General features: G+C 37.0%; 20 protein-coding genes and 1 pseudogene. All 21 read left to right on the top strand.

Annotated features, from left to right (window positions below; genetic code table 11):
• Positions 1–151: 151 nt before the first annotated feature.
• The 21 genes and pseudogenes from ABC371_RS18275 (at position 152) to ABC371_RS18175 (ending at position 21340) form a co-directional block, all read left to right on the top strand.
• The gene (locus ABC371_RS18275; RefSeq protein WP_412898100.1) at positions 152–877 is read left to right on the top strand and encodes a GntR family transcriptional regulator; all 726 of its coding nucleotides are present in this window, start codon (positions 152–154) and stop codon (positions 875–877) included.
• A gap of 107 nt (positions 878–984) precedes the next feature.
• Complete coding sequence (locus tag ABC371_RS18270) at positions 985–2088, top strand: BMP family lipoprotein (RefSeq protein ID WP_412898099.1); 1104 nt, start codon at positions 985–987, stop codon at positions 2086–2088.
• 147 nt (positions 2089–2235) lie between these two features.
• Positions 2236–3762: an ABC transporter ATP-binding protein gene (locus ABC371_RS18265; RefSeq protein WP_412898098.1), complete on the top strand. Its 1527-nt coding sequence runs from the start codon at positions 2236–2238 to the stop codon at positions 3760–3762.
• The gene (locus tag ABC371_RS18260; protein WP_412898097.1) at positions 3759–4829 is read left to right on the top strand and encodes an ABC transporter permease; all 1071 of its coding nucleotides are present in this window, start codon (positions 3759–3761) and stop codon (positions 4827–4829) included. Before ABC371_RS18265 ends, ABC371_RS18260 begins: the two co-directional genes overlap by 4 nt.
• A gap of 1 nt (position 4830) precedes the next feature.
• Positions 4831–5784, top strand: coding sequence for an ABC transporter permease (locus ABC371_RS18255; RefSeq protein ID WP_412898096.1), 954 nt, complete (start codon positions 4831–4833; stop codon positions 5782–5784).
• 179 nt (positions 5785–5963) lie between these two features.
• The gene (gene yfmF, locus ABC371_RS18250; RefSeq protein ID WP_412898095.1) at positions 5964–7244 is read left to right on the top strand and encodes an EF-P 5-aminopentanol modification-associated protein YfmF; all 1281 of its coding nucleotides are present in this window, start codon (positions 5964–5966) and stop codon (positions 7242–7244) included.
• Positions 7244–8533: an EF-P 5-aminopentanol modification-associated protein YfmH gene (gene yfmH / locus ABC371_RS18245; protein WP_412898094.1), complete on the top strand. Its 1290-nt coding sequence runs from the start codon at positions 7244–7246 to the stop codon at positions 8531–8533. The genes yfmF and yfmH overlap by 1 nt, the downstream gene beginning before the upstream one ends.
• Positions 8534–8585: 52 nt before the next feature.
• Positions 8586–9311, top strand: coding sequence for an elongation factor P 5-aminopentanone reductase (gene ymfI, locus ABC371_RS18240; protein WP_412898093.1), 726 nt, complete (start codon positions 8586–8588; stop codon positions 9309–9311).
• A gap of 86 nt (positions 9312–9397) precedes the next feature.
• Positions 9398–9640 (top strand): DUF3243 domain-containing protein, encoded by a 243-nt coding sequence (locus ABC371_RS18235; protein WP_136378404.1) that lies wholly within the window; start codon positions 9398–9400, stop codon positions 9638–9640.
• A 153-nt stretch (positions 9641–9793) separates the two neighbouring features.
• A complete protein-coding gene (locus ABC371_RS18230; RefSeq protein WP_412898092.1) occupies positions 9794–10579 on the top strand; it encodes a YmfK family protein in 786 nt (261 codons plus the stop codon).
• Positions 10580–10685: 106 nt separating this feature from the next.
• Positions 10686–11594, top strand: a complete 909-nt coding sequence (locus ABC371_RS18225) for a helix-turn-helix domain-containing protein (RefSeq protein ID WP_412898091.1) — start codon at positions 10686–10688, stop codon at positions 11592–11594.
• 89 nt (positions 11595–11683) lie between these two features.
• Positions 11684–12262, top strand: a complete 579-nt coding sequence (gene pgsA / locus ABC371_RS18220; RefSeq protein ID WP_412898090.1) for a CDP-diacylglycerol--glycerol-3-phosphate 3-phosphatidyltransferase — start codon at positions 11684–11686, stop codon at positions 12260–12262.
• Positions 12263–12279: 17 nt separating this feature from the next.
• The gene (locus tag ABC371_RS18215) at positions 12280–13518 is read left to right on the top strand and encodes a competence/damage-inducible protein A (protein WP_412898089.1); all 1239 of its coding nucleotides are present in this window, start codon (positions 12280–12282) and stop codon (positions 13516–13518) included.
• Positions 13519–13665: 147 nt separating this feature from the next.
• Positions 13666–14120, top strand: a pseudogene (locus ABC371_RS18210) (GNAT family N-acetyltransferase).
• An 86-nt stretch (positions 14121–14206) separates the two neighbouring features.
• Entirely contained in the window at positions 14207–15121 is a 915-nt protein-coding gene (locus tag ABC371_RS18205; protein ID WP_412898088.1) for a VOC family protein, read from the top strand.
• Between the two features lie 86 nt (positions 15122–15207).
• Entirely contained in the window at positions 15208–15390 is a 183-nt protein-coding gene (locus tag ABC371_RS18200; protein ID WP_116350514.1) for a hypothetical protein, read from the top strand.
• Between the two features lie 272 nt (positions 15391–15662).
• On the top strand, positions 15663–16703 hold the full coding sequence (recA, locus tag ABC371_RS18195) for a recombinase RecA (RefSeq protein WP_412898087.1): 1041 nt from the start codon (positions 15663–15665) through the stop codon (positions 16701–16703).
• Between the two features lie 532 nt (positions 16704–17235).
• Positions 17236–18798: a ribonuclease Y gene (gene rny / locus ABC371_RS18190; protein ID WP_136380332.1), complete on the top strand. Its 1563-nt coding sequence runs from the start codon at positions 17236–17238 to the stop codon at positions 18796–18798.
• A gap of 138 nt (positions 18799–18936) precedes the next feature.
• Positions 18937–19731, top strand: a complete 795-nt coding sequence (locus ABC371_RS18185; RefSeq protein ID WP_412898086.1) for a TIGR00282 family metallophosphoesterase — start codon at positions 18937–18939, stop codon at positions 19729–19731.
• A 315-nt stretch (positions 19732–20046) separates the two neighbouring features.
• A complete protein-coding gene (gene spoVS / locus ABC371_RS18180) occupies positions 20047–20307 on the top strand; it encodes a stage V sporulation protein SpoVS (protein WP_003181955.1) in 261 nt (86 codons plus the stop codon).
• A 109-nt stretch (positions 20308–20416) separates the two neighbouring features.
• Positions 20417–21340, top strand: coding sequence for a dipeptidase (locus tag ABC371_RS18175; protein WP_412898085.1), 924 nt, complete (start codon positions 20417–20419; stop codon positions 21338–21340).
• Positions 21341–21540: the final 200 nt, after the last annotated feature.

Below are 21540 nucleotides of genomic sequence, written 5' to 3'. Positions count from 1 at the left end.
CCAAAAAAGAAGGGCAATTGCTCTTCTTTTTTTTCGACAAATTTGGCAATTGTTATTTATTTCTTTCAAAAAAAATGATATAGTTATCTCGGATTAATATCGGTCTAACATCAGAGGTCTGATGACTTTACATAAAATGGAGGAACTGCAGATGACTATCAAGTTAGATAATCGACCGTTGTATTTGCAAGTGATAGATCAGATTAGACTTGATATCGATAACGGAGTCTACAAAGAAAAGGAAAAGCTACCATCAGAGTTTCTCCTAGCAAAACAATTAGGTGTTAGCAGAGCAACTTTAAGAGAAGCATTACGAATTCTTGAAGAAGAGAATGTCATTATTAGAAGGCATGGCGTTGGAACTTTTGTTAATGCAAAGCCTCTTTTTAATTCTGGAATTGAGCAAATTAGTAGTATTACAGATATGATTATTCAAGCCGGAATGTCACCTGGTACTATCTTTTTGTCTAAAACGGTCAAAGGACCGACTGATGGTGATATTAAGGGATTTAGTTGTTTGGAAAATGAAGAAATAACTGTGATTGAACGGGTACGTACAGCAAACAATGAGCCTGTTGTGTATTGTATTGATAAAATACTTAGTAGAAATTTACCGTCTAGCTATTCACATGAAGAATCTATCTTTGATTTATTAGAGAAAAAAGCAGGAAGAAAAATCACATATGCTGTGACTCATATTGAACCGATTGGGTACCATGAGACCATTTCTCCTATTTTAAATTGTGATCCGGAAACTGCCCTTTTGTTATTAAAACAAATGCATTACGACGAAAATGATAAACCTGTATTATTTTCACAAAATTATTTTAGAGCTGACAAATTTTCCTTCCATGTTGTTAGAAAGCGTGTATTATAAAGGTGATAGAAATGCACTTTTTAAGGAGGTGAATAAGTAGTCCGTTACTAACAAATATACTAAAGTAAGAATTTGTTTTAATTAAAATTTTTTTAGGGGGTTAAATCATGTTTAAAAAGAAAGCAGGTCTAGGTCTTGCATTTCTTCTTGCAGCTGGAACATTACTAGGTGCATGTGGAAGCGCAGATGAAGAAGGTACAAGTAAAGGAAATGGCAAAGGTGCTGACCTAAAAGTAGGTATGGTTACGGATGCTGGTACAATTGATGATAAATCCTTTAACCAAGGTACATGGGAAGGAATCTTGGCTGCGGAAGATGAGCTTGGCATTCAAACAAAATATCTTAAGCCAGCTGGTACTACTGAAGCAGAATACTTAAAGGAAATGGGTAATCTTTACGATGCAGGTTATAAATTTATTGTAGCACCTGGGTTCAAATTTGAAACCGCTATATTCCAAGCGCAATCAAAATATGAAGATGCTAAATTTGTAATTCTAGATGGTAACCCACATAGTGGTGACTTTAATCCTGCTGTCGCTGACAACACTGTGGCTGTATTTTTTGCTGAACATGAATCCGGTTTCTTAGCTGGTGTAGCTACTGCTCTTGAGTTAAAAGAAGGAGAAGCAGGATTTATCGGTGGTATGGAAATTCCAGCTGTGCAAAAGTTTAACTGGGGATTCCAACAAGGTTTAGCTTATGCAAATGAAAACTTAGGAACAAATTTCACAATCAAATCAGACAACGTAGTATATCAAGGTTCATTTGATAACTCAGCGGCTGGTCAGCAAATTGCTGCACAAATGTTTGATCGTGGTGTAAACGTAATCTTTGCTGCTGCTGGTGGTGTTGGTGTTGGTGCCTTTACTGAAGCTAAGAACCGTGCAAAAGCAGGAGAAGAAGTATGGATGGTTGGTGTTGACGTAGACCAATATTCTGAAGGAATCTATGAAGGTGAAAAATCAATTACTTTAACTTCTGCCATGAAGAAGCTTGCTCACGCAACTCAAGAACTAATTGAAAAAGAGTTAAATGGAGAATTCCCTGGTGGAGAAACGTTAACCTACGATGCAAAAAATGATGGTGTAGGTATTCCAGATGAAAATCCAAACTTAAGTGAGGAAACAGTTAAGCAAGTTAAAGATATTTTTGAAAAGATTAAATCAGGTGATATTAAAGTCTCAGGTGAACAAGGCGATTTAATCAAGTAAGTTTAGTTTAAGAAGAGACGGTTTTTATCCGTCTCTTTTGTATATAACCTACAAGGTGAACGAAATACATCTTTCTACATTTTTCAGATGTGGAAAGGGGACTCCTAATAAAAAGGATATGAGTCTAGAAAAAAGGTGAGTGCTACTATGGAATATGTTGTAGAAATGCTGAATATTAGGAAGGAATTTCCCGGTATTGTAGCAAATGATAATATCACTCTCACTTTAAAAAAGGGAGAGATACACGCTCTGCTTGGTGAAAATGGGGCAGGAAAGTCCACGCTTATGGGTGTTTTATTTGGTATGTATCAGCCTGAGCAAGGAATTATTAAAGTAAATGGGGAACAAGTGCATATTAATAACCCTAATGTGGCAAACCGTCTCGGTATTGGAATGGTGCATCAACACTTTAAACTAGTAGATAATTTTACGGTTACTGAAAATATCATTTTAGGAAGCGAACCAATTAAGAATGGCGTCGTTCTTGATATTAATAGTGCCGCAAAACGGATTGAAGAACTATCTAAATATTACGGACTAAATGTAGACCCTCATGCTAAAATAGAAGACATTTCTGTTGGGATGCAGCAGCGGGTTGAGATTATGAAAATGCTTTTCCGTGAAGCAGATGTGCTCATATTTGATGAGCCTACAGCTGTATTAACACCAAACGAAATAGATGAATTAATGAAAATTATGCGTAATTTGATTAAAGAAGGAAAATCTATCATCATCATTACACATAAATTGAAGGAAATAAAAGCTGTCGCAGACCGCTGTACAGTTATTCGTCGTGGAAAATACATTGGAACAGTGAATGTGGCCGAAACAAGTGAAGCAAGCTTAGCAGAAATGATGGTAGGTCGTCATGTTTCCTTTAATGTAGATAAAGAAGAAAGTAAACCAGGTGAAGTGGTTTTAGAAATAGATTCTCTTTCTGTAAAAAATAATCGAAAAGTTTTAGGATTAAAGAACTTTTCTCTATCCGTACAAAAAGGAGAAATTGTCGGAATCGCTGGTGTAGAGGGAAATGGTCAATCGGAGCTAGTTGAAGCGATAACAGGTCTTCGTAAGGCTGAATCAGGTAGAGTTTTATTAAATGGAGAAGATATTACGTCTCTATCGGTTCGTAAAAGGATTGATAAAGGGATTGCCCATATTCCTGAAGATCGACAAAAACGTGGCCTTGTTTTAGATTACACGCTCCAATCCAATATGGTCTTAGAGGTTTATAATAAACCACCATTTTCAAAGCATGGTCTATTAAAATTTTCTGCAATGAAAGAATATGCAAAGAAAATCTTAGAAAATTTTGATGTGCGTTCAGGTGAAGGCGAAGTTTCTATAGCAAGAACCTTATCTGGCGGTAACCAACAAAAAGCAATTATTGGACGTGAACTTGAATTAGATCCTGACTTGCTTGTTGCAGTCCAACCAACCCGCGGCCTTGATGTAGGGTCAATTGAATATATCCATAAACGGTTGATTGAGCACCGTGATAAAGGTAAAGCAGTACTTTTAATTTCACTGGAACTAGATGAAGTATTGCAGTTATCTGATCGCATTGCCATCATAAATAATGGGGAGCTCATTGGGGTTGTCAATGCCTCTGAAACAAATGAAAATGAGGTTGGCCTTATGATGGCTGGTGTAGGTAAGGAGAGAAGTGTATGAGAACCACAATTGTTTCATTGATTGCCGTGCTTTTAGGTTTAATCGCTGGCGGAATCTTAATGCTTTTCATTGGAAGCAATCCCTTTGAAGGGTATGGTTACTTGTTCCAGGGAGGTTTAAAAAACATCTCGAGAATAGGTGATACTTTAGCTACAGCATCACCCTTAATCTTTACTGGTTTATCAGTTGCTTTTGCATTCCGTACAGGTTTATTTAATATCGGAGCTTCTGGCCAGATGCTAATTGGTGGCCTTGTTGCGACTGCTATTGGTTTAACATTTGACTGGTCAAGACCAATTCTCCTACTCGTTATGATTTTATGCGGTTTTCTTGGTGGAGCTCTTTGGGCGTTTATTCCTGGATTGCTTAAAGCCAGATTTAATGTACATGAGGTTGTTTCAACAATCATGATGAACTGGGTTGCTTATTGGACTGTGTATTATGTTGTACCTGGATATTTTAAAGGTGAATTTCTAGAAACAGAATCTAGAAAATTAGCAGATGAAGCAACATTACGCGTACCATTTTTAACTGAAATGTTCCAAGGCTCCTATATTAATCTTGGTTTGTTCTTAGGTATTATTGCGGTTATTATTGTTAGTTTTATCATTAATAAAACAACTTTAGGTTTTGAATTAAAAGCGGTAGGGTTTAACCGCCATGCTGCTGAATTTGCAGGGATGCGAGTAAATTCAAATATTGTATTATCCATGCTCATTTCAGGTGGATTAGCAGGACTAGCAGGTGTTGCGATGTACACAGGAAATGCAACGAGCATGCAAATTGGAATTTTACCGTCCCAAGGCTTTGATGGAATTGCTGTAGCTTTATTAGGAGCTAACAATCCGATTGGTGTATTCTTTGCTGCTGTATTCTTTGGAATCCTTTATTCTGGAACAGGTTTTATGAATGCGATGACAGAAATTCCACCAGAAATTGCAAACACAATTATTGCGATTATTATTTATTTCGCTGCTACTAGTATTTTAATCGAACGTTTATTGAATAAATTCATGAAGCGCCGAAATAATTCAAAAAGTAAAGCTGTAAAAAAGGAGGAAGCGTAATATGTGGGCTATAATTGAACAGATCTTTCCATATGCAATCGTATTTACAATCCCTCTTCTTATTACAGCGCTTGGAGGATTATTTAGTGAACGAAGTGGTGTTGTCAACATCGGGTTAGACGGTCTAATGATTTTTGGCGCTTTTGCTGGTTCACTCACCATTTATTATCTTCAAGGAGTAATAGCAAATCATAGTTTAGTATTATGGATTGGCTTACTCGCAGCAGTCGTTGTAGGGATCCTCTTTTCTCTATTACATGCATTCGCAAGTATTAACTTAAATGCCGATCAAATTATTAGTGGTACTGCAATTAATATGATAGCCGGTGCATTAACGGTATTCTTAGCAAGAAATATTACAGGTAGTGGAAATATCCGTATTACTAGTGGTTTTGCCCCATTTGATGTTCCTGGCCTGGCTTCAATTCCTGTTATCGGGGATTTGTTTTTCACAAAAACATATGCAACAACTTGGTTTATCTTGCTAGTTCTATTATTTAGTGCATTTGTATTATTTAAAACAAAAATAGGCCTTCGGTTACGTTCTTGTGGCGAATTTCCACAAGCTGCAGAAGCTGCAGGTGTTAATGTAAAAGGTATCCGCTACCTTGGAGTTATACTTTCAGGCGCCTTCTCAGGTTTAGGTGGAGGACTTATTATTGTGACATATGCAGGTGAATTTACTGGAAACGTATCTGGTTTGGGATTCTTGGCCTTAGCGTCATTAATCTTCGGACAATGGAAGCCACTTGGCATTTTAGGAGCGACCTTGTTCTTTGGTTTCGCAAGTACTGTTGCCAACGTTTCACAGGTTATTCCAGAGCTTGCAGTAGTTCCACCAATTCTCTTAAAGATTTTCCCTTATGTGGTTACTTTAATTGCATTGGTTCTATTTTCTAAATCTTCACAAGCACCTAAGGCTGCTGGAGAACCATTTGATTCAGGTAAACGATAATATTATTTCTAAAAGGAATGGCTGAAAAGCCATTCCTTTTTTTGTAGGAAATTTTTGGACCAAAACTTGAAATTATTGCTAATATGAGGTTATAGTGATTTTAAGACTAATTAAATGGTTTTAGTTGAAAAATAGCCATATATGGTTTTGTTATGACTTAAAAAGGAGGCTATGTTTACATGTTTTTATTGGACGAATCTGAACATAAATTAAATGGTTTGACACTCCACACAATTAAAACAGATAAATTTAAAACGAATACCATTGTATTAAGAATGAAAGCCCCGCTTCTGGAGGAATACGTAACCCAGAGGGCATTGCTCCCGTATGTCTTACAAAGTGAAACACCTAGCTATCCCTCAACAACTAGTTTACGCTCTTATTTAGATGAATTATATGGAGCTGTATTGTATGTGGATTTAGCTAAAAAAGGTGAAAATCACATTATTACATTTTTTGTTGAAATTGCGAATGAAATATTCTTAAAAGATCAAACACCACTCCTTGATAAAGCGATTGCATTGTTACAAGAGATTGTCCTTTCTCCTGTCACTGAAAATGGAGCTTTTAAGAGTGGAATCGTGGAAAAAGAGAAACGTAGCCTTAAGCAACGTATTCAAGCCGTTAATGATGATAAAATGAGGTATTCAAACTTACGCTTAGTTGAAGAAATGTGTAAGGATGAACCTTATCATCTTCACGTAAACGGAAGAATTGAAGACATTGATCAAATTTCAGCACAATCCTTATACGATTATTATCAAAAAGTAATCGAAGAAGATGAGATGGACTTATATATCATTGGTAATATTGAACCCGATAAGGTAAAGGAAGCTGTTTCTTCAGCGTTTGTATTTACGGATCGAAACAAGCGTCCATATACAGAAAAGGAAGCAAAACAGGTCGTAAAAGTCAATGAAGTCATTGAAAAACAAGATGTTAAACAAGGGAAGCTAAATATTGGCTATCGAACAAATACAACCTATAGTGATCCTGATTATGATGCCCTTCAAGTATTCAACGGGATATTTGGTGGATTTTCGCATTCAAAGTTATTTATTAATGTACGTGAAAAAGAAAGCTTGGCCTATTATGCTGCATCAAGGGTAGAAAGTCACAAAGGTTTATTAATGGTGATGTCTGGAATCGATGTTTCTAATTTTGATCGTGCTGTAACCATTATAAAGGAACAAATGCAAGCGATGATCGATGGTGATTTCACAGATGAAATTATGACTCAAACAAAAGCTGTCATCAAGAATCAACTGCTTGAAACCATTGATACGTCTCGAGGAATTGCGGAGGTCCTGTATCATAATGTTGTTTCTCCAAAACCAAGAAAGCTTGACGATTGGATTTCTGGAATTGAAGCTGTAACGAAGGAGGAAGTAGTCAATGTGGCAAAAAAAATTGAACTTGATACCATCTACTTCCTTACAGGATTGGAGGGAGGCAGGTAATGGAAAAAATCGCATTTGATCAACTTCAAGAGGTTCTTTTTCATGAGAAGCTTGAAAATGGGCTAAATGTCTATATCCTTCCTAAAAAGGGATTTAACAAAACTTATGCTACATTCACTACAAATTACGGTTCAGTGGATAATCAATTTGTACCATTAGGTAAGGATGAGTTTGTTCATGTACCTGATGGAATTGCTCATTTTTTGGAGCATAAGCTTTTTGAAAAAGAAGATGGCGATGTATTCCAAGATTTTAGTAAACAGGGTGCATCGGCCAATGCGTTTACTTCATTTACCAGAACTGCTTATCTTTTTTCAAGCACATCCAATGTCGAATTGAATCTTAAGACATTGATTGACTTTGTTCAAAGTCCTTATTTTACTGAAAAAACGGTAGAAAAAGAAAAGGGAATTATTGGTCAAGAAATTACAATGTACGATGACAATCCTGATTGGCGACTATATTTTGGTGTCATTGAAAATATGTATAAAAATCATCCGGTACGAATCGACATTGCAGGAACAATTGATTCCATCGCCAAAATAACAAAAGATATGCTTTATGAATGTTACGAAACCTTCTATCACCCGAGCAATATGGTTTTATTTGTTGTTGGTTCAATTAATCCGGAAAAAATAATGGATCAAATTCGTTCAAACCAAGCACAAAAGGATTACAAGGATCAGCCAGAAATTAAGCGCCATTTTGAAGATGAACCAATTGAAGTTAATGAAAAGAAAAAAGTACTAAAAATGAATGTTCAATCCTCCAAATGCATGGTGGGTGTAAAAGCTTTAAATCCGTCACGTAAGAGCGATCAATTACTTAAACAAGAATTATCTTTAACAATTATACTGGATTGGCTGTTTGGCAAAAGCTCGAAGCATTATCAGGAATTATATGATGAGGGCTTAATTGATGACACATTTACGTATGATTATACGGAAGAACAAGGGTTTGGTTTTGCAGTCGTTGGTGGTGATACACCTAACCCTGATGAATTATCATCCAAAATTAGAAATATTATGTATTCCAGTAAAAACGAAGGAATCACATCAGAAGAACTGGAACGTGTCAAAAAGAAAAAGATTGGGGCGTTTTTACGCTCTTTAAATTCACCTGATTATATTGCAAATCAATTTACAAGGTATGCATTTAATGAAATGAATTTATTCGATGTCGTTCCAATGATGGAAAATTTAACAGTCGATGATATAACAAACACGGTAAACGAATTCTTTGATGAAATTCGAATGACTGAGTGCCAGGTTGTACCTAAAAATACGTAAGCACAAAAAAGCATCCTTTTGTGAAGGATGCTTTTTTAAGGGGAAATGAGTAATGAAAAAATATGCATTAGTGACAGGTGCGAGTGGGGGAATTGGAAGTGCCATTGCAAAAGAAATTGCCGGTCTTGGCTATTCGTTATACCTTCACTACCATGAAAATGAACAATCTATAAAAAAAAGTGCAGAGGAATTAGCTTCCAAAGGTGTGGAAACATTCCTGATTCAGGCAGATTTAAGTTTGCCAAACGGTGTGAACCATTTAGTTAACCAAATTCAACATCCAATTGATGCAATTATTCATAATTCCGGTAAGAGTGTGTTTGGACTTATGACTGATTTTGACGAAAAGACAGTAGAACAAATGGTACAGCTTCATGTGAGTACACCGTATATGTTAACAAGAGCATTACTTCCAAACATGATCACAAAAAAAAGTGGAAATATCATCGTCGTATCCTCGATTTGGGGGATCACGGGTGCCTCCTGTGAAGTGCTTTATTCTATGGTAAAGGGTGGGCAAATCTCATTTGTAAAAGCTTTAGCAAAGGAAGTTGCGCTTAGTGGCATTAGAGTTAATGCTGTTGCACCAGGCGCGATTGATACAAACATGCTTAAGGAATTTACTCCAGAAGATATCGAAGGCATTAGCGAAGAAATTCCGATGGGTAGAATTGGAGAACCAAGTGAGGTCGCAAATGCGGTTGCTTTTCTACTTTCGAATAAAGCTTCTTATATTACTGGTCAAGTGTTGTCCGTCAATGGTGGTTGGCATTGTTAACTTTATTTTAGCATTCATTATTTACGAATAAATAACACAACAAACGACAAACTAACATTGTAATAACCTAATAAGGAGGGTCACTTATGTCAGTACTAGACAATTTTGAGGATTGGAAAAATTTTTTAGGTGATCGCTTGCAGCATGCTAAATCTGAGGGAATGGATCAAAATGTGATCAATGATATGGCTCATCAACTAGGTGATTACCTTGCAAGTGAAGTAGAGCCGAAAAATGCTCAAGAAAAAGTATTAAGAGACCTTTGGACAGTTGCTTCTGAAGAGGAGCAACAAGCAATTGCCAACGTAATGGTGAAGCTTGTTCAATAGGTTACGCAGTGTTTTTAAAATGAGAGAGGACTTTCCTCTCTTTTTTATTTTTTTACCCCTCTATAAAATGTGAATTGATTAGTTTATAATAAAAGTGATGCACAGTTTCACAATTGGAAATGATAAACACCAAGCGAGGGGCTGGGATATATTTTGGAGAAAAAAGAGTGGTATTTGGAATATGAAATTGCAAAAAATCGCCCAGGACTACTTGGGGATATATCTTCTTTATTAGGAATGCTTTCGATAAATATTGTCACAATAAATGGTGTAGACGATCGTAGAAGGGGAATGCTTTTATTAAGTGATAATAAAGAGCAAATTGAAAGACTTGAATCAATTTTACATACAATGGACACGATAACCGTTACAAAGCTTAGGGAACCTAAGCTTCGTGATAAGCTTGCGGTAAGACATGGACGATATATACAGCGCGATGCAGATGATAAGAAAACATTCCGGTTTACTCGGGATGAATTAGGGCTTCTTGTTGATTTCATGGCCGAGCTCTTTAAGCAGGAGGGGCATAAGCTGATTGGAATACGTGGAATGCCAAGAGTAGGTAAAACCGAATCTGTCGTGGCTGCAAGTGTTTGTGCGCATAAAAAATGGTTGTTTGTATCCTCGACTTTATTAAAGCAAACAATGAGGAATGAGTTAATTCATGATGAGTATAACGTCGATAATCTTTTTATAATCGATGGTATAGTTTCTACAAAGCGTGCAACTGAAAAACATTTACAGTTAGTTAGGGAGATCATGAGACTTCCTGCAGTTAAATTGGTGGAGCATCCTGATATATTTGTCCGTAATACCGAGTATACATTAAAGGATTTTGATTATATCATTGAACTTCGAAATGAACCTGAAGAAGAAATTACATATGATATGGAATACCAACAGTTTTCTGAGACTAATTTTTCAGGTTTTGATTTTTAATTTTTATGTAAATATACTAGCAATACCTTTACTGTGAAGGATAAAAATGCTAGTATTATGAACGCGAATATGTGAATAGGTATCCGAGAGTTGGTAGGTGAATAAAATGACTGAATTAGGTTCTCGACTTAAAGAAGCAAGAGAACAAAAAAGTTTAAGTTTGGATGATTTACAGCAAATAACGAAAATCCAAAAAAGATATTTGGTTGGTATTGAAGAGGGAAATTACTCCGTCATGCCAGGTAAATTCTACGTCCGTGCATTCATTAAACAATATGCAGAAGCAGTCGGGCTAAATCCTGAGCAATTATTTGAGGAATTTAAGTCGGAAATTCCTGGTACATATAATGATGATATTCCTGAACAAATTTCTAGAGTGCAATCGAGAAAACAAATTTCTACGACAAGTTCAAAAATCATAGATAAGGTGCCAATCATTATATTAGCTCTTTTCCTACTTGGTGGAGCGATGACGATCTATTGGTTTGTATCCAAAAAAGATGTTGCTGAGGAACCGGAGACAAAACTTGAGAGTCAGGAAACCGAATATGATGAATCAAAAGATCCACCTCCTGTTCAGGATGAGAAAAATGAAAAACCGAACGAAGAAGAACAGGTAGCCGGTGAAACGGATAATGCCCCTGCCCAAGAAGAGACACCAGTCGAAGAGACTCCAGCGCAAGAGCTAGTCGAAATTGAAAAACGCAATAGTACCGCAACTTATGAGTTGAAGAATACGGATTCATTTAAGGTTAAAGTTACTGCTACCGAAGCTGGCCAATCATGGGTAACGTTGCAAAATCCTCAAAATGAAAGGTTTATATACGAAACAATTGCAAATGGTGCAACAAAAGAGGTTGATTTAACAAATCAATCAGAAGTGATTTTAACAGTTGGTAGGTCTTCGGATCTCACAGTAGAAATTAATGGTGAACCTTTTACGTACCCATTTGACACCGGACAAATTGTTCGTCAAATCATTACGTTAAAGTACACTCCAGGAACCGAGGAATAACAAAAAGTCATCATTATGATGGCTTTTTGTTTCGTATAAGTGTTATTATCACTATTATAGATATTTAGTACATGTTGGAGGTATGAATTTTGAATTTACCAAATAAAATTACAGTGGCAAGAATTTGTCTAATTCCATTATTTTTAATTATTATGTTTGTTCCGTTTGGATGGGGCGATGTTTCGATCGGCTCAATGTCCATTCCCGTTTCACATTTAGTCGGTGCAATTATTTTTATTGTGGCTTCTAGTACAGATTGGATTGATGGTCACTTAGCAAGGAAGCATAATTTAGTAACAAACCTTGGAAAGTTTTTAGACCCACTTGCAGACAAGCTTCTAGTATCCGCAGCGTTGGTCAGTTTAGTCGAGTTTGGCTTAGCACCAGCCTGGATGGTTGTTATTATCATAAGTAGAGAGTTCGCGGTTACTGGCTTACGTCTTTTATTAGCAGAGGGTGGAGAGGTTTCAGCTGCGAAAATGCTAGGAAAGATAAAAATGTGGGCTCAAGTTGTAGCTGTTTCTGCATTATTGTTACATAATTGGCCGTTTGAATTTCTATCCATTCCTTTTGATATGATTGCGCTCTGGGTTGCCGTCATATTTACGATTGTTTCAGGATGGGATTACTTCGCGAAAAATAAAGGGGTTTTTGCAAACTCCAAATAGGATGGTGAGATTCTTAAATGAATGCTGAAATAATTGCTGTAGGCTCTGAACTCCTTTTGGGTCAAATTGCAAATACCAATGCACAATTTCTCTCCAAACAGCTTGCTGAGCTTGGAATTAATGTTTACTTCCACACAGTTGTTGGTGACAATTCCGAACGTTTAGAGAAAGTGATTAAAATAGCACAATCACGTTCCGATTTAATTATTTTTACCGGCGGATTGGGTCCAACAAAGGATGATTTAACAAAAGAAACGATTGCAAGGGTTTTAGGAAGACAGCTTGTATTTGATGAAACAGCCCTACGTAGTATTGAAGATTTCTTTAAGAAAACAAATCGCCATATGACTGAGAATAATAAAAAGCAAGCTCTTGTCCTCGAGGGCTCTGAAATCCTTCCTAACGATCATGGAATGGCACCTGGAATGGGACTAGAAGTCGATAAAATCACGTACATGCTTTTTCCAGGTCCCCCTAAAGAGCTTAATCCAATGTTCCTTACATACGGTGCACCTTTCTTATTAAAAGCATTAGGTGTTGTTGAACGAATTGAATCTAGAGTTTTGCGTTTCTTTGGTATTGGGGAATCGCAGCTTGAAACAGAGATTGAAGATTTAATTGATAAACAAACAAACCCTACGATTGCACCATTGGCAAGTGATGGCGAAGTTACCCTTCGTTTAACAGCTAAGCACAGCTCTCTTGACGTTGCAAATAGATTATTAGATGATACCGAGGCACAAATCCTGAAGCGAGTAGGCAAGTTCTTATATGGCTATAACTCGACTTCACTAGTAAATGAACTTATGAATAAACTAAAAGCGTCTGGGCTAACGATAGCGAGTGCTGAAAGTTTAACAGGTGGCTTGTTCGCGGAAGAATTAACTAATTTAGCCGGCTCTTCAGCAGTTGTGAAGGGTGGAGTTGTTTGCTATACAAATGAAGTGAAGGAACATGTGCTACATGTGAAGAAGGAAACTCTTGATACCGAAGGGGCTGTTAGTCGTTCAACAGCCCTACAGCTTGCTGAGAACGTGAGGAAGCTCCTAAATTCCGATATAGGGATAAGTTTTACTGGTGTAGCGGGACCAAGTGAATCGGAAGGGAAACCGGTAGGTACGGTATATATCGGGATCTCCTATTTAGACCAACCTACAGAGGTATATCCATTACAATTAGCTGGTTCACGTCAAGGAATCAGAACTAGAACCATTAAATATGGGTTCTATTATTTGCTCCAATTATTAAACAAATAAGGAAACTAGTTTTTTCACAAAAGGCGATCTTGATAGATCGTCTTTTTTTATGGGAATAGAAGGAAAATACTCAATTTAGTTGAACTATTAAGTATTTATACTAAAGTGTGTTATATCTTAGATTTTTTAAAATGGGGGGTGTTTGAGGTGTATCAGTATTTTAATGGTTTCATAATTAAGGAAGGTACAGAAGGTGTTCCTGCAGACAATGTTGAAGCCCTTTTTAAGATGCCGGATGGGTGAAAAATACTCCAAATTGGCAAAAAGAAAAATTTTCGTTGATATTTCGAAACTCTACATGGGCATTTACAGTGTGGGATCAGGAACAAATGATTGGTATGGTTCGTGTCATTTCAGACAAAATAATGGCAGCTACTATTATGGATTTAGTTGTTTTATCGGATTATCGTGGAAGAGGAATAGGTAAGAAGCTGGTTGAACTTTGTGTTCAAAAACTCCCACATGGGGATTGGTTTGCTCACACTTCAGCTACTAATTTTAGTTTCTATCAAAAATGTGGATTCGAGGTTAAAGACCCTACTATGAATGGTACCTGTGCTTTTTATGGATATAAACAAGCACGAATAGATGGGCATAGGTAATAACGGTGTTAGTTTTTAACAAAATACAAGGAAAACCAAAGTGATATGGGTAGAATAAATAATAAATACAAAAGGGGTGCAATGAAATGACAAAAACGAATCAAAACATCGTTCCGCATTTATGGTATGACAAGGAGGCGAAAGAAGCGGCAGAGTTTTATACTTCCGTTTTTCCGAACTCGAGCATTACGAATGTAACCACACTCCACGATACGCCATCCGGAGATGCCGATTTAGTCTCATTTGAATTGTGGGGACAAAAGTTCATGGCAATTAGTGCGGGTCCTTATTTTAAATTTAATCCATCCCTATCTTTCTTCGTAAATTTTGACCCTTCAAGAGATAAAGATGCGAGCGACAAACTGAATGAGGTTTGGAGCAAATTAGCCGAGGGCGGCACAGTACTTATGCCACTTGATAAATATCCATTTAGTGGGAGGTATGGTTGGATTCAAGATAAGTATGGCTTGTCTTGGCAGTTAATCCTTACAAATCCAGATGGTGAAGAGCGGCCAACGATTATACCGTCATTCATGTTTACTGGAGATAAATGCGGTAAAACAGAGGAAGCTCTAAATTTTTATTTATCTGTATTTAAGAATTCAAAACAGGGCAATTTGGTCCGTTACTCTAAGGGTATGGAACCGAACAAAGAAGGAACAATTATGTTTTCTGATTTTAGACTAGAAAATCATTGGTTTGTAGCAATGGATAGTGCTGAGGACCATGAATTTAATTTTAACGAGGCCATTTCATTTATGGTATATTGCGACACACAAGAAGAGATTGATTTCTATTGGGATAAGCTGTCTGCCGTTCCTGAAGCCGAACAATGTGGCTGGCTGAAAGATATGTATGGAGTGTCTTGGCAGATTGTGCCACGAGAAATGGATGAGATGATGAACAATGGCACTCCAGAACAAATTGAACGCGTTAATAAGGCTGTTCTAAAAATGAAAAAGTTTGATCTTGCCGAAATACAGAAATTATACAAGGGATAATGCCAATACGGCCGAAGTTAAATTATTAGAAAACAAGGGGAATATCATATAAAATGATCATAATGAAACAACGAGGAGGAAAATCGATGGTAGATGACAAGCAAACTAAATCAACAACATCTTCAACAGATGGCTATGGAGCGTTGAAAGAACTAAATGGTGTAAAAAAATTAAAAAGCTTGGACATTGACAGTTCCTCAGGATTTGTCTGCGATGTCAACACTGGGATATGTGGTCCGATAAAACCAAAGGAAGAAGATAAAAAATAGTCCTTTTACCGATTGGATGAAATAAATAGATAATGGGCGTAAGTTGCATATGCTTACGTTTTTTATGGTTATTATAATTTTATTTGAAAGACTAAAATTAAAATTTGATGGTCTTTATAACTTTGAAAATATAATTTTCAACTATTAATAATTGGATTTAAGGGAAAAAACTATTAATAAAAATAAGCGAATAAATGTTCGACTTTTTGCTTGGCAAATCGAACAAAACATTGTATAGTAATAGTAGTTTCACGAATAAAGGAGGAAAAATAGTGAGTGATCGTCAAGCGGCCTTAGAAATGGCACTGAAGCAGATAGAGAAACAGTTTGGTAAGGGCTCAATCATGAAGCTCGGAGAACAAACAGATCGTAGAATTTCCACTATATCTAGTGGTTCACTAGCAGTAGATGTAGCATTAGGTGTTGGAGGATATCCAAGAGGACGGATAATTGAAATATATGGACCAGAAAGCTCTGGTAAAACAACTGTGGCACTTCATGCAATTGCTGAAGTACAAAAAACTGGCGGACAAGCAGCGTTTATTGACGCGGAACATGCGCTTGATCCAGCATATGCACAAAAATTAGGTGTAAACATTGATGAACTATTATTATCTCAGCCTGACACTGGTGAACAAGCATTAGAAATTGCTGAAGCATTAGTGCGAAGTGGCGCAGTCGATATTTTAGTAGTTGACTCTGTTGCAGCACTTGTTCCAAAAGCAGAAATTGAAGGTGAAATGGGAGATTCCCATATGGGTCTACAAGCCCGCTTAATGTCACAAGCATTACGTAAGCTTTCAGGTGCAATTAATAAATCAAATACAATTGCAATTTTCATTAACCAGGTCCGTGAAAAAATTGGGGTAATGTTCGGAAACCCAGAAACAACTCCAGGCGGACGTGCGCTTAAATTCTATTCTTCTGTAAGACTAGAGGTTCGTCGTGCGGAACAATTAAAACAAGGTAATGAACTTGTTGGTAATAGAACAAAAGTGAAGGTTGTTAAGAATAAAGTAGCACCACCATTTAAAACAGCTGAAGTAGACATTATGTACGGAGAAGGAATTTCAATTGAGGGCGAAATCATTGATATCGGTTCGGAACTTGATATCGTCCAAAAGAGCGGTTCTTGGTATTCTTATAAGGAAGAGCGCGTTGGTCAAGGGCGTGAAAATGCAAAACAATTCTTAAAAGAAAACCCTGAGGTACGTGATGAAATTCTTCAACAAATTAGAAATCATTATGGTCTTGATGGTGTTGTAGTAGCACCTGCAGATGAAGAGCAAGAAGAATTTGATTTACAAGACTAAGGAGGATGGAGACACAGCATTTGTGTCTCTTCTTCAATTTCTCCATCATCTCATCTCACTCAAATTTTGAACCCAAAAGAAACCCCGTCTTAGCTTCATAGAACGCGAATATAGACAATTCTGCTACACAAAATTTCCATTTTCATGCAACACTATTTTTGACAGCTCTTGACAATAAAAATTCACACATTTACAATTAAAATGTATATTTTACATTTTGTTAGAATTAAAACGTTAGAAGCAAAACTCGGTTTGAGCTTTTGCTATTCAGACCCGGAGTAGTTTAAACTGCTTTCGGATCGTAACCTAAGACTCTGAATTAGCTTAAAAAGCCTTTGCGCTGTATGTTATCTAACTTTATTCAGCACAGGATAATCCATGCTTAATAAAGGTAAAGGCTCTGGCGTATATATGCAATTTTTTGAGTTAGCTCGAAAAACAGGGTGCAAATACGCAGGGTGCGTTTGATTAATGTACATGCCGACATTTTGATCTAGCAAGAAAAAGTTCATAGCAAGAGGAGGTGAAGAAGATGGATCCCATTTCTATAATCATCTCCGCTTTGTTTGGCCTTATCGTCGGTGCGATTGTTGGCTTTTATGTTCGTAAATCTATTGCCGAAACAAAAATTGCAGGAGCAAAAAGTGTTGCCGAACAAATTATTGAAGATGCCAATAGAGAAGCAGATTCAGTAAAGAAGGAAGCACTGTTAGAGGCAAAAGATGAAATTCACAAACTTCGCACAGAGGCAGAAAAAGAAATCCGTGATCGAAGAAACGAACTACAAAAACAAGAAAATCGTTTATTGCAAAAAGAAGAGAACCTTGATCGCAAGGATGAAACCTTAGATAAACGTGAATCCATGTTAGAAAAGAAAGAGGATTCTCTCGCTCAAAGACAACAGCATATTGAAGAGATGGAAAGCAAAGTGGAAGAGATGGTGCATAAACAACAAGTTGAACTTGAGCGCATTTCTAGCTTAACACGTGAAGAAGCAAAGCAAATCATCCTTGAACGTATTGAAAATGAACTTTCCCATGATATAGCGATGATGGTGAAAGAGGCAGAAAATCGTGCAAAGGAAGAATCTGATAAAAAGGCTAAAGAAATACTTTCGCTAGCTATTCAAAGATGTGCCGCTGATCATGTCGCAGAAACTACAGTATCTGTAGTTAACTTGCCTAATGATGAGATGAAAGGTCGTATTATTGGTAGAGAAGGACGAAACATCCGTACACTTGAAACATTAACGGGTATTGACCTCATTATTGATGATACACCAGAGGCAGTTATTTTATCTGGCTTTGATCCAATTCGCCGTGAAACAGCGAGAATCGCACTTGAAAAACTTGTTCAAGACGGACGTATTCATCCAGCACGAATTGAAGAGATGGTTGATAAATCAAGACGTGAAGTTGATGAATATATTCGTGAAGTGGGTGAACAAACAACCTTTGAGGTTGGTGTTCATGGACTCCATCCTGATTTAATTAAGATTTTAGGTCGCTTGAAGTATCGTACAAGCTATGGCCAAAACGTCTTAAAGCACTCAATGGAAGTATCATTCTTAGCAGGCTTAATGGCTGCTGAGTTAGGTGAAGATGAAACACTTGCTCGTCGTGCTGGGCTATTACACGATATCGGTAAAGCTATTGACCATGAAGTAGAAGGTAGCCACGTTGAAATCGGTGTAGAATTAGCTACGAAGTATAAAGAGCATCCAATTGTAATCAATAGTATTGCTTCCCACCATGGTGATACGGAACCAACATCTATCATTGCTGTCTTAGTTGCAGCAGCTGATGCTTTATCTGCCGCAAGACCTGGTGCTAGAAGCGAGACACTTGAAAACTATATACGTCGCCTTGAAAAGCTAGAGGAGATTTCTGAATCATATGATGGTGTTGAAAAATCCTTTGCTATACAAGCTGGACGTGAAGTTCGAATTATCGTAAAACCTGATGCAATCGATGACTTAAATGCTCATCGATTAGCCCGCGATATCCGTAAGCGAATCGAAGAAGAGTTGGATTATCCGGGTCATATCAAGGTAACCGTTATTCGTGAAACAAGAGCGGTTGAATACGCAAAATAAAGTGGTCTTTTTGACCACTTTATTTTTTTGCTCAAAACTTTTAGAAAAGTTACAACTGGCAAATACTCTAAAAAAGTGGCCTTTGACATTGAGATTTTTCGCTTTTTGTGCTTCACTTGATATGAAAGGGGCTTTTACATGAAGATTTTATTTATTGGTGATGTCGTCGGCTCACCAGGAAGAGATATGATCCGTGAATATCTCCCAAAACTAAAGGCAAAATTCCATCCAACACTTACCATCGTGAATGGTGAAAATGCAGCATCGGGACGTGGGATTACCAAAAAAATATACAATCAATTTCTAGAAAACGGTGCCCAAGCTATCACTCTGGGTAATCATACATGGGACAACAAAGACATTTTCGAGTTTATTGATACAGCTAAAAATATGATTCGTCCAGCTAATTTCCCCGAAGGAACTCCTGGTCAAGGAATCATGTATAGTAAAGTGAATGGACAAGAGGTTGCGATTATTAATTTGCAAGGGCGAACATTTCTCCCGGCTATTGACGATCCATTTAAAAAATGCGACGAATTAATTGAACAAGCCAAAAAGCGAACTTCCATCATTTTTGTTGACTTTCATGCGGAAGCTACTAGTGAGAAAATTGCAATGGGCTGGTATCTTGATGGACGGGTTACTGCTGTCGTTGGTACACATACACATGTGCAAACAGCGGACAATCGAGTTTTACCACAAGGCACTGCATTTATCACTGATGTCGGTATGACGGGGCCATACGATGGTATTTTAGGTATGGATAAAGAGGCTGTCATTCATAAATTTAAAACGGCTTTACCTACACGATTTGAAGTCGTTCAAGGAAGAACCCAATTAAATGGAGTTCTCGTAGATGTAGACCAAAAGAGTGGAAAGGCAAAAGGGATTCAACGAATTCTCATTAATGACGATCACCCATTTTTTGACTAAATGTTTTTAACCAAGATATTTATATATCTTGGTTTCTTTATGTATTGAACAAGTTTTTGAATTTTTAGAAAAAACTTAGAAACAAGCAGGAATACTGGTAGTTTCTAGTGAATATAGTAGTTATGGGATCATTATTCGTTGTTCAACAGGACTTGGGAATCCTGGTTGAATAAAGACAGCCACTGGTAAGTCCAACGATCATGTTAGAATCTTAGAGATATACTCAAAGATCGCAAATTTATCAGTCGTTATTAGTTTGTATGGTTCTACCGGTCACTCAGGGAAACATTGTAAAGAACAAGGAGGAAAGTAGAAATGGAAATATTAAAAGTTTCAGCAAAATCTAATCCTAACTCTGTAGCTGGAGCCCTTGCAGGTGTATTGCGCGAAAGAGGAGCTGCAGAAATCCAAGCGATTGGTGCAGGTGCATTAAATCAGGCAGTGAAAGCAGTAGCGATAGCCAGAGGGTTTGTAGCACCGAGTGGAGTGGACCTAATTTGTATTCCGGCATTTACAGATATTCAAATTGATGGTGAAGAAAGAACTGCTATAAAATTAATCGTTGAACCACGATAATCGTATGTCCTTTAGTATAAAGTGGTCAAGTGACGGATAGTAGCCTGTTTGTCTTAAAAGACAAACAGGTATTTTTGTGTAAAATAGAAAGAAAAGGGAGTTGATTAATTTGAAAATATTTGATGCGCATTCCGATGTTTTATATAAAATGTGGATGGATCCTACCATTGATTTTGCCGACTCGCCGAAATTACATATTACATATAATCAATTAAGAGCAACAGGCGGCAAAGTGCAATGCTTTGCGATCTACATTCCTGAAGAAGTAAGACCGGAAAGTCGGTTTGAAACAGCGTTAGAAATGGTAGAAATTTTTTATAAGAGAGTAATTGCCCCTTCCCCGTTATTAAAAGCGGTACGAACAAGAGAGGACATATTGGCCTTGAAAGAGAATGAGATAGGCGCTTTCTTAACGCTAGAAGGATGTGACGCAATTGATCAAAGTATAGTAAAGCTTCAAACGCTAATAAGGCTTGGTGTGTCATCTGTTGGGTTAACATGGAATTACGCTAATTTTGTTGCGGATGGCATAGGAGAACCTCGTGGAGGCGGGCTATCAAGCTTTGGGAAAGAGGTTGTGAAGGAGCAAAATGAGGCTTTAATTTGGACAGATGTATCCCATTTATCAGTCAAAGGGTTTTGGGATGTCATGGAAGTAGCGGATTATCCGATTGCCTCTCATTCAAATGCAATTGCAATTTGCAATCACCGACGGAATCTTCAGGATGATCAAATACGCGCACTTATACAAAAGAACGGCATGATTGGAATCACGTTTGTCCCGCAATTTTTAAGAAATCAGGGAAATGCATCTATAGATGATGTATTAAAGCATCTTGACTATATTTGTTCATTAGGTGGGGAAAACCATGTAGGATTTGGATCTGATTTTGATGGTATAACAGAAACAACCTTTGGACTTGAATCCTTCAAAGGGTACGATGTTCTTGTAAATAACTTGTTAAAACATTACACAGAGACCCAGGTGAAAAAATTCTTATACCATAATTTTATAGAGCATTTACCTGTGTAATATTAACCCATATTCAAACTGAATAAAATGAAATTAATTGAAAAATAACAAAATATACATTTTTCTTCATAATTTGCTTACTAAGGGTTGCTTTTTTTCGTTGATAGGTCTAGAATGAAAGCGTTTAGTACATATCCAACATTATAAATTTAGACAGTTTTTTTCAATTCAATTTTGGTGATTTACTCCCAATTTTGTGG

It is taken from the genome of Bacillus jepli, from assembly GCF_047238305.1.
GTDB lineage: Bacteria > Bacillota > Bacilli > Bacillales > Bacillaceae_L > Ferdinandcohnia.
The sequence above is the reverse complement of the archived record's forward strand: the minus strand, read 5'-3'. Positions and strand labels throughout refer to the sequence as shown.

Coding starts and splice junctions, on each gene's coding strand:
- ABC371_RS18215 (WP_412898089.1), top strand. CDS start 12,280: ATGAATGCTGAAATAATTGCTGTAGGCTCTGAACTCCTTTTGGGTCAA.
- ABC371_RS18235 (WP_136378404.1), top strand. CDS start 9,398: ATGTCAGTACTAGACAATTTTGAGGATTGGAAAAATTTTTTAGGTGAT.
- ABC371_RS18260 (WP_412898097.1), top strand. CDS start 3,759: ATGAGAACCACAATTGTTTCATTGATTGCCGTGCTTTTAGGTTTAATC.
- ABC371_RS18275 (WP_412898100.1), top strand. CDS start 152: ATGACTATCAAGTTAGATAATCGACCGTTGTATTTGCAAGTGATAGAT.
- spoVS (WP_003181955.1), top strand. CDS start 20,047: ATGGAAATATTAAAAGTTTCAGCAAAATCTAATCCTAACTCTGTAGCT.
- ABC371_RS18185 (WP_412898086.1), top strand. CDS start 18,937: ATGAAGATTTTATTTATTGGTGATGTCGTCGGCTCACCAGGAAGAGAT.
- yfmF (WP_412898095.1), top strand. CDS start 5,964: ATGTTTTTATTGGACGAATCTGAACATAAATTAAATGGTTTGACACTC.
- ABC371_RS18270 (WP_412898099.1), top strand. CDS start 985: ATGTTTAAAAAGAAAGCAGGTCTAGGTCTTGCATTTCTTCTTGCAGCT.
- ABC371_RS18200 (WP_116350514.1), top strand. CDS start 15,208: ATGGTAGATGACAAGCAAACTAAATCAACAACATCTTCAACAGATGGC.
- ABC371_RS18225 (WP_412898091.1), top strand. CDS start 10,686: ATGACTGAATTAGGTTCTCGACTTAAAGAAGCAAGAGAACAAAAAAGT.
- yfmH (WP_412898094.1), top strand. CDS start 7,244: ATGGAAAAAATCGCATTTGATCAACTTCAAGAGGTTCTTTTTCATGAG.
- rny (WP_136380332.1), top strand. CDS start 17,236: ATGGATCCCATTTCTATAATCATCTCCGCTTTGTTTGGCCTTATCGTC.
- ABC371_RS18255 (WP_412898096.1), top strand. CDS start 4,831: ATGTGGGCTATAATTGAACAGATCTTTCCATATGCAATCGTATTTACA.
- ABC371_RS18205 (WP_412898088.1), top strand. CDS start 14,207: ATGACAAAAACGAATCAAAACATCGTTCCGCATTTATGGTATGACAAG.
- ymfI (WP_412898093.1), top strand. CDS start 8,586: ATGAAAAAATATGCATTAGTGACAGGTGCGAGTGGGGGAATTGGAAGT.
- ABC371_RS18265 (WP_412898098.1), top strand. CDS start 2,236: ATGGAATATGTTGTAGAAATGCTGAATATTAGGAAGGAATTTCCCGGT.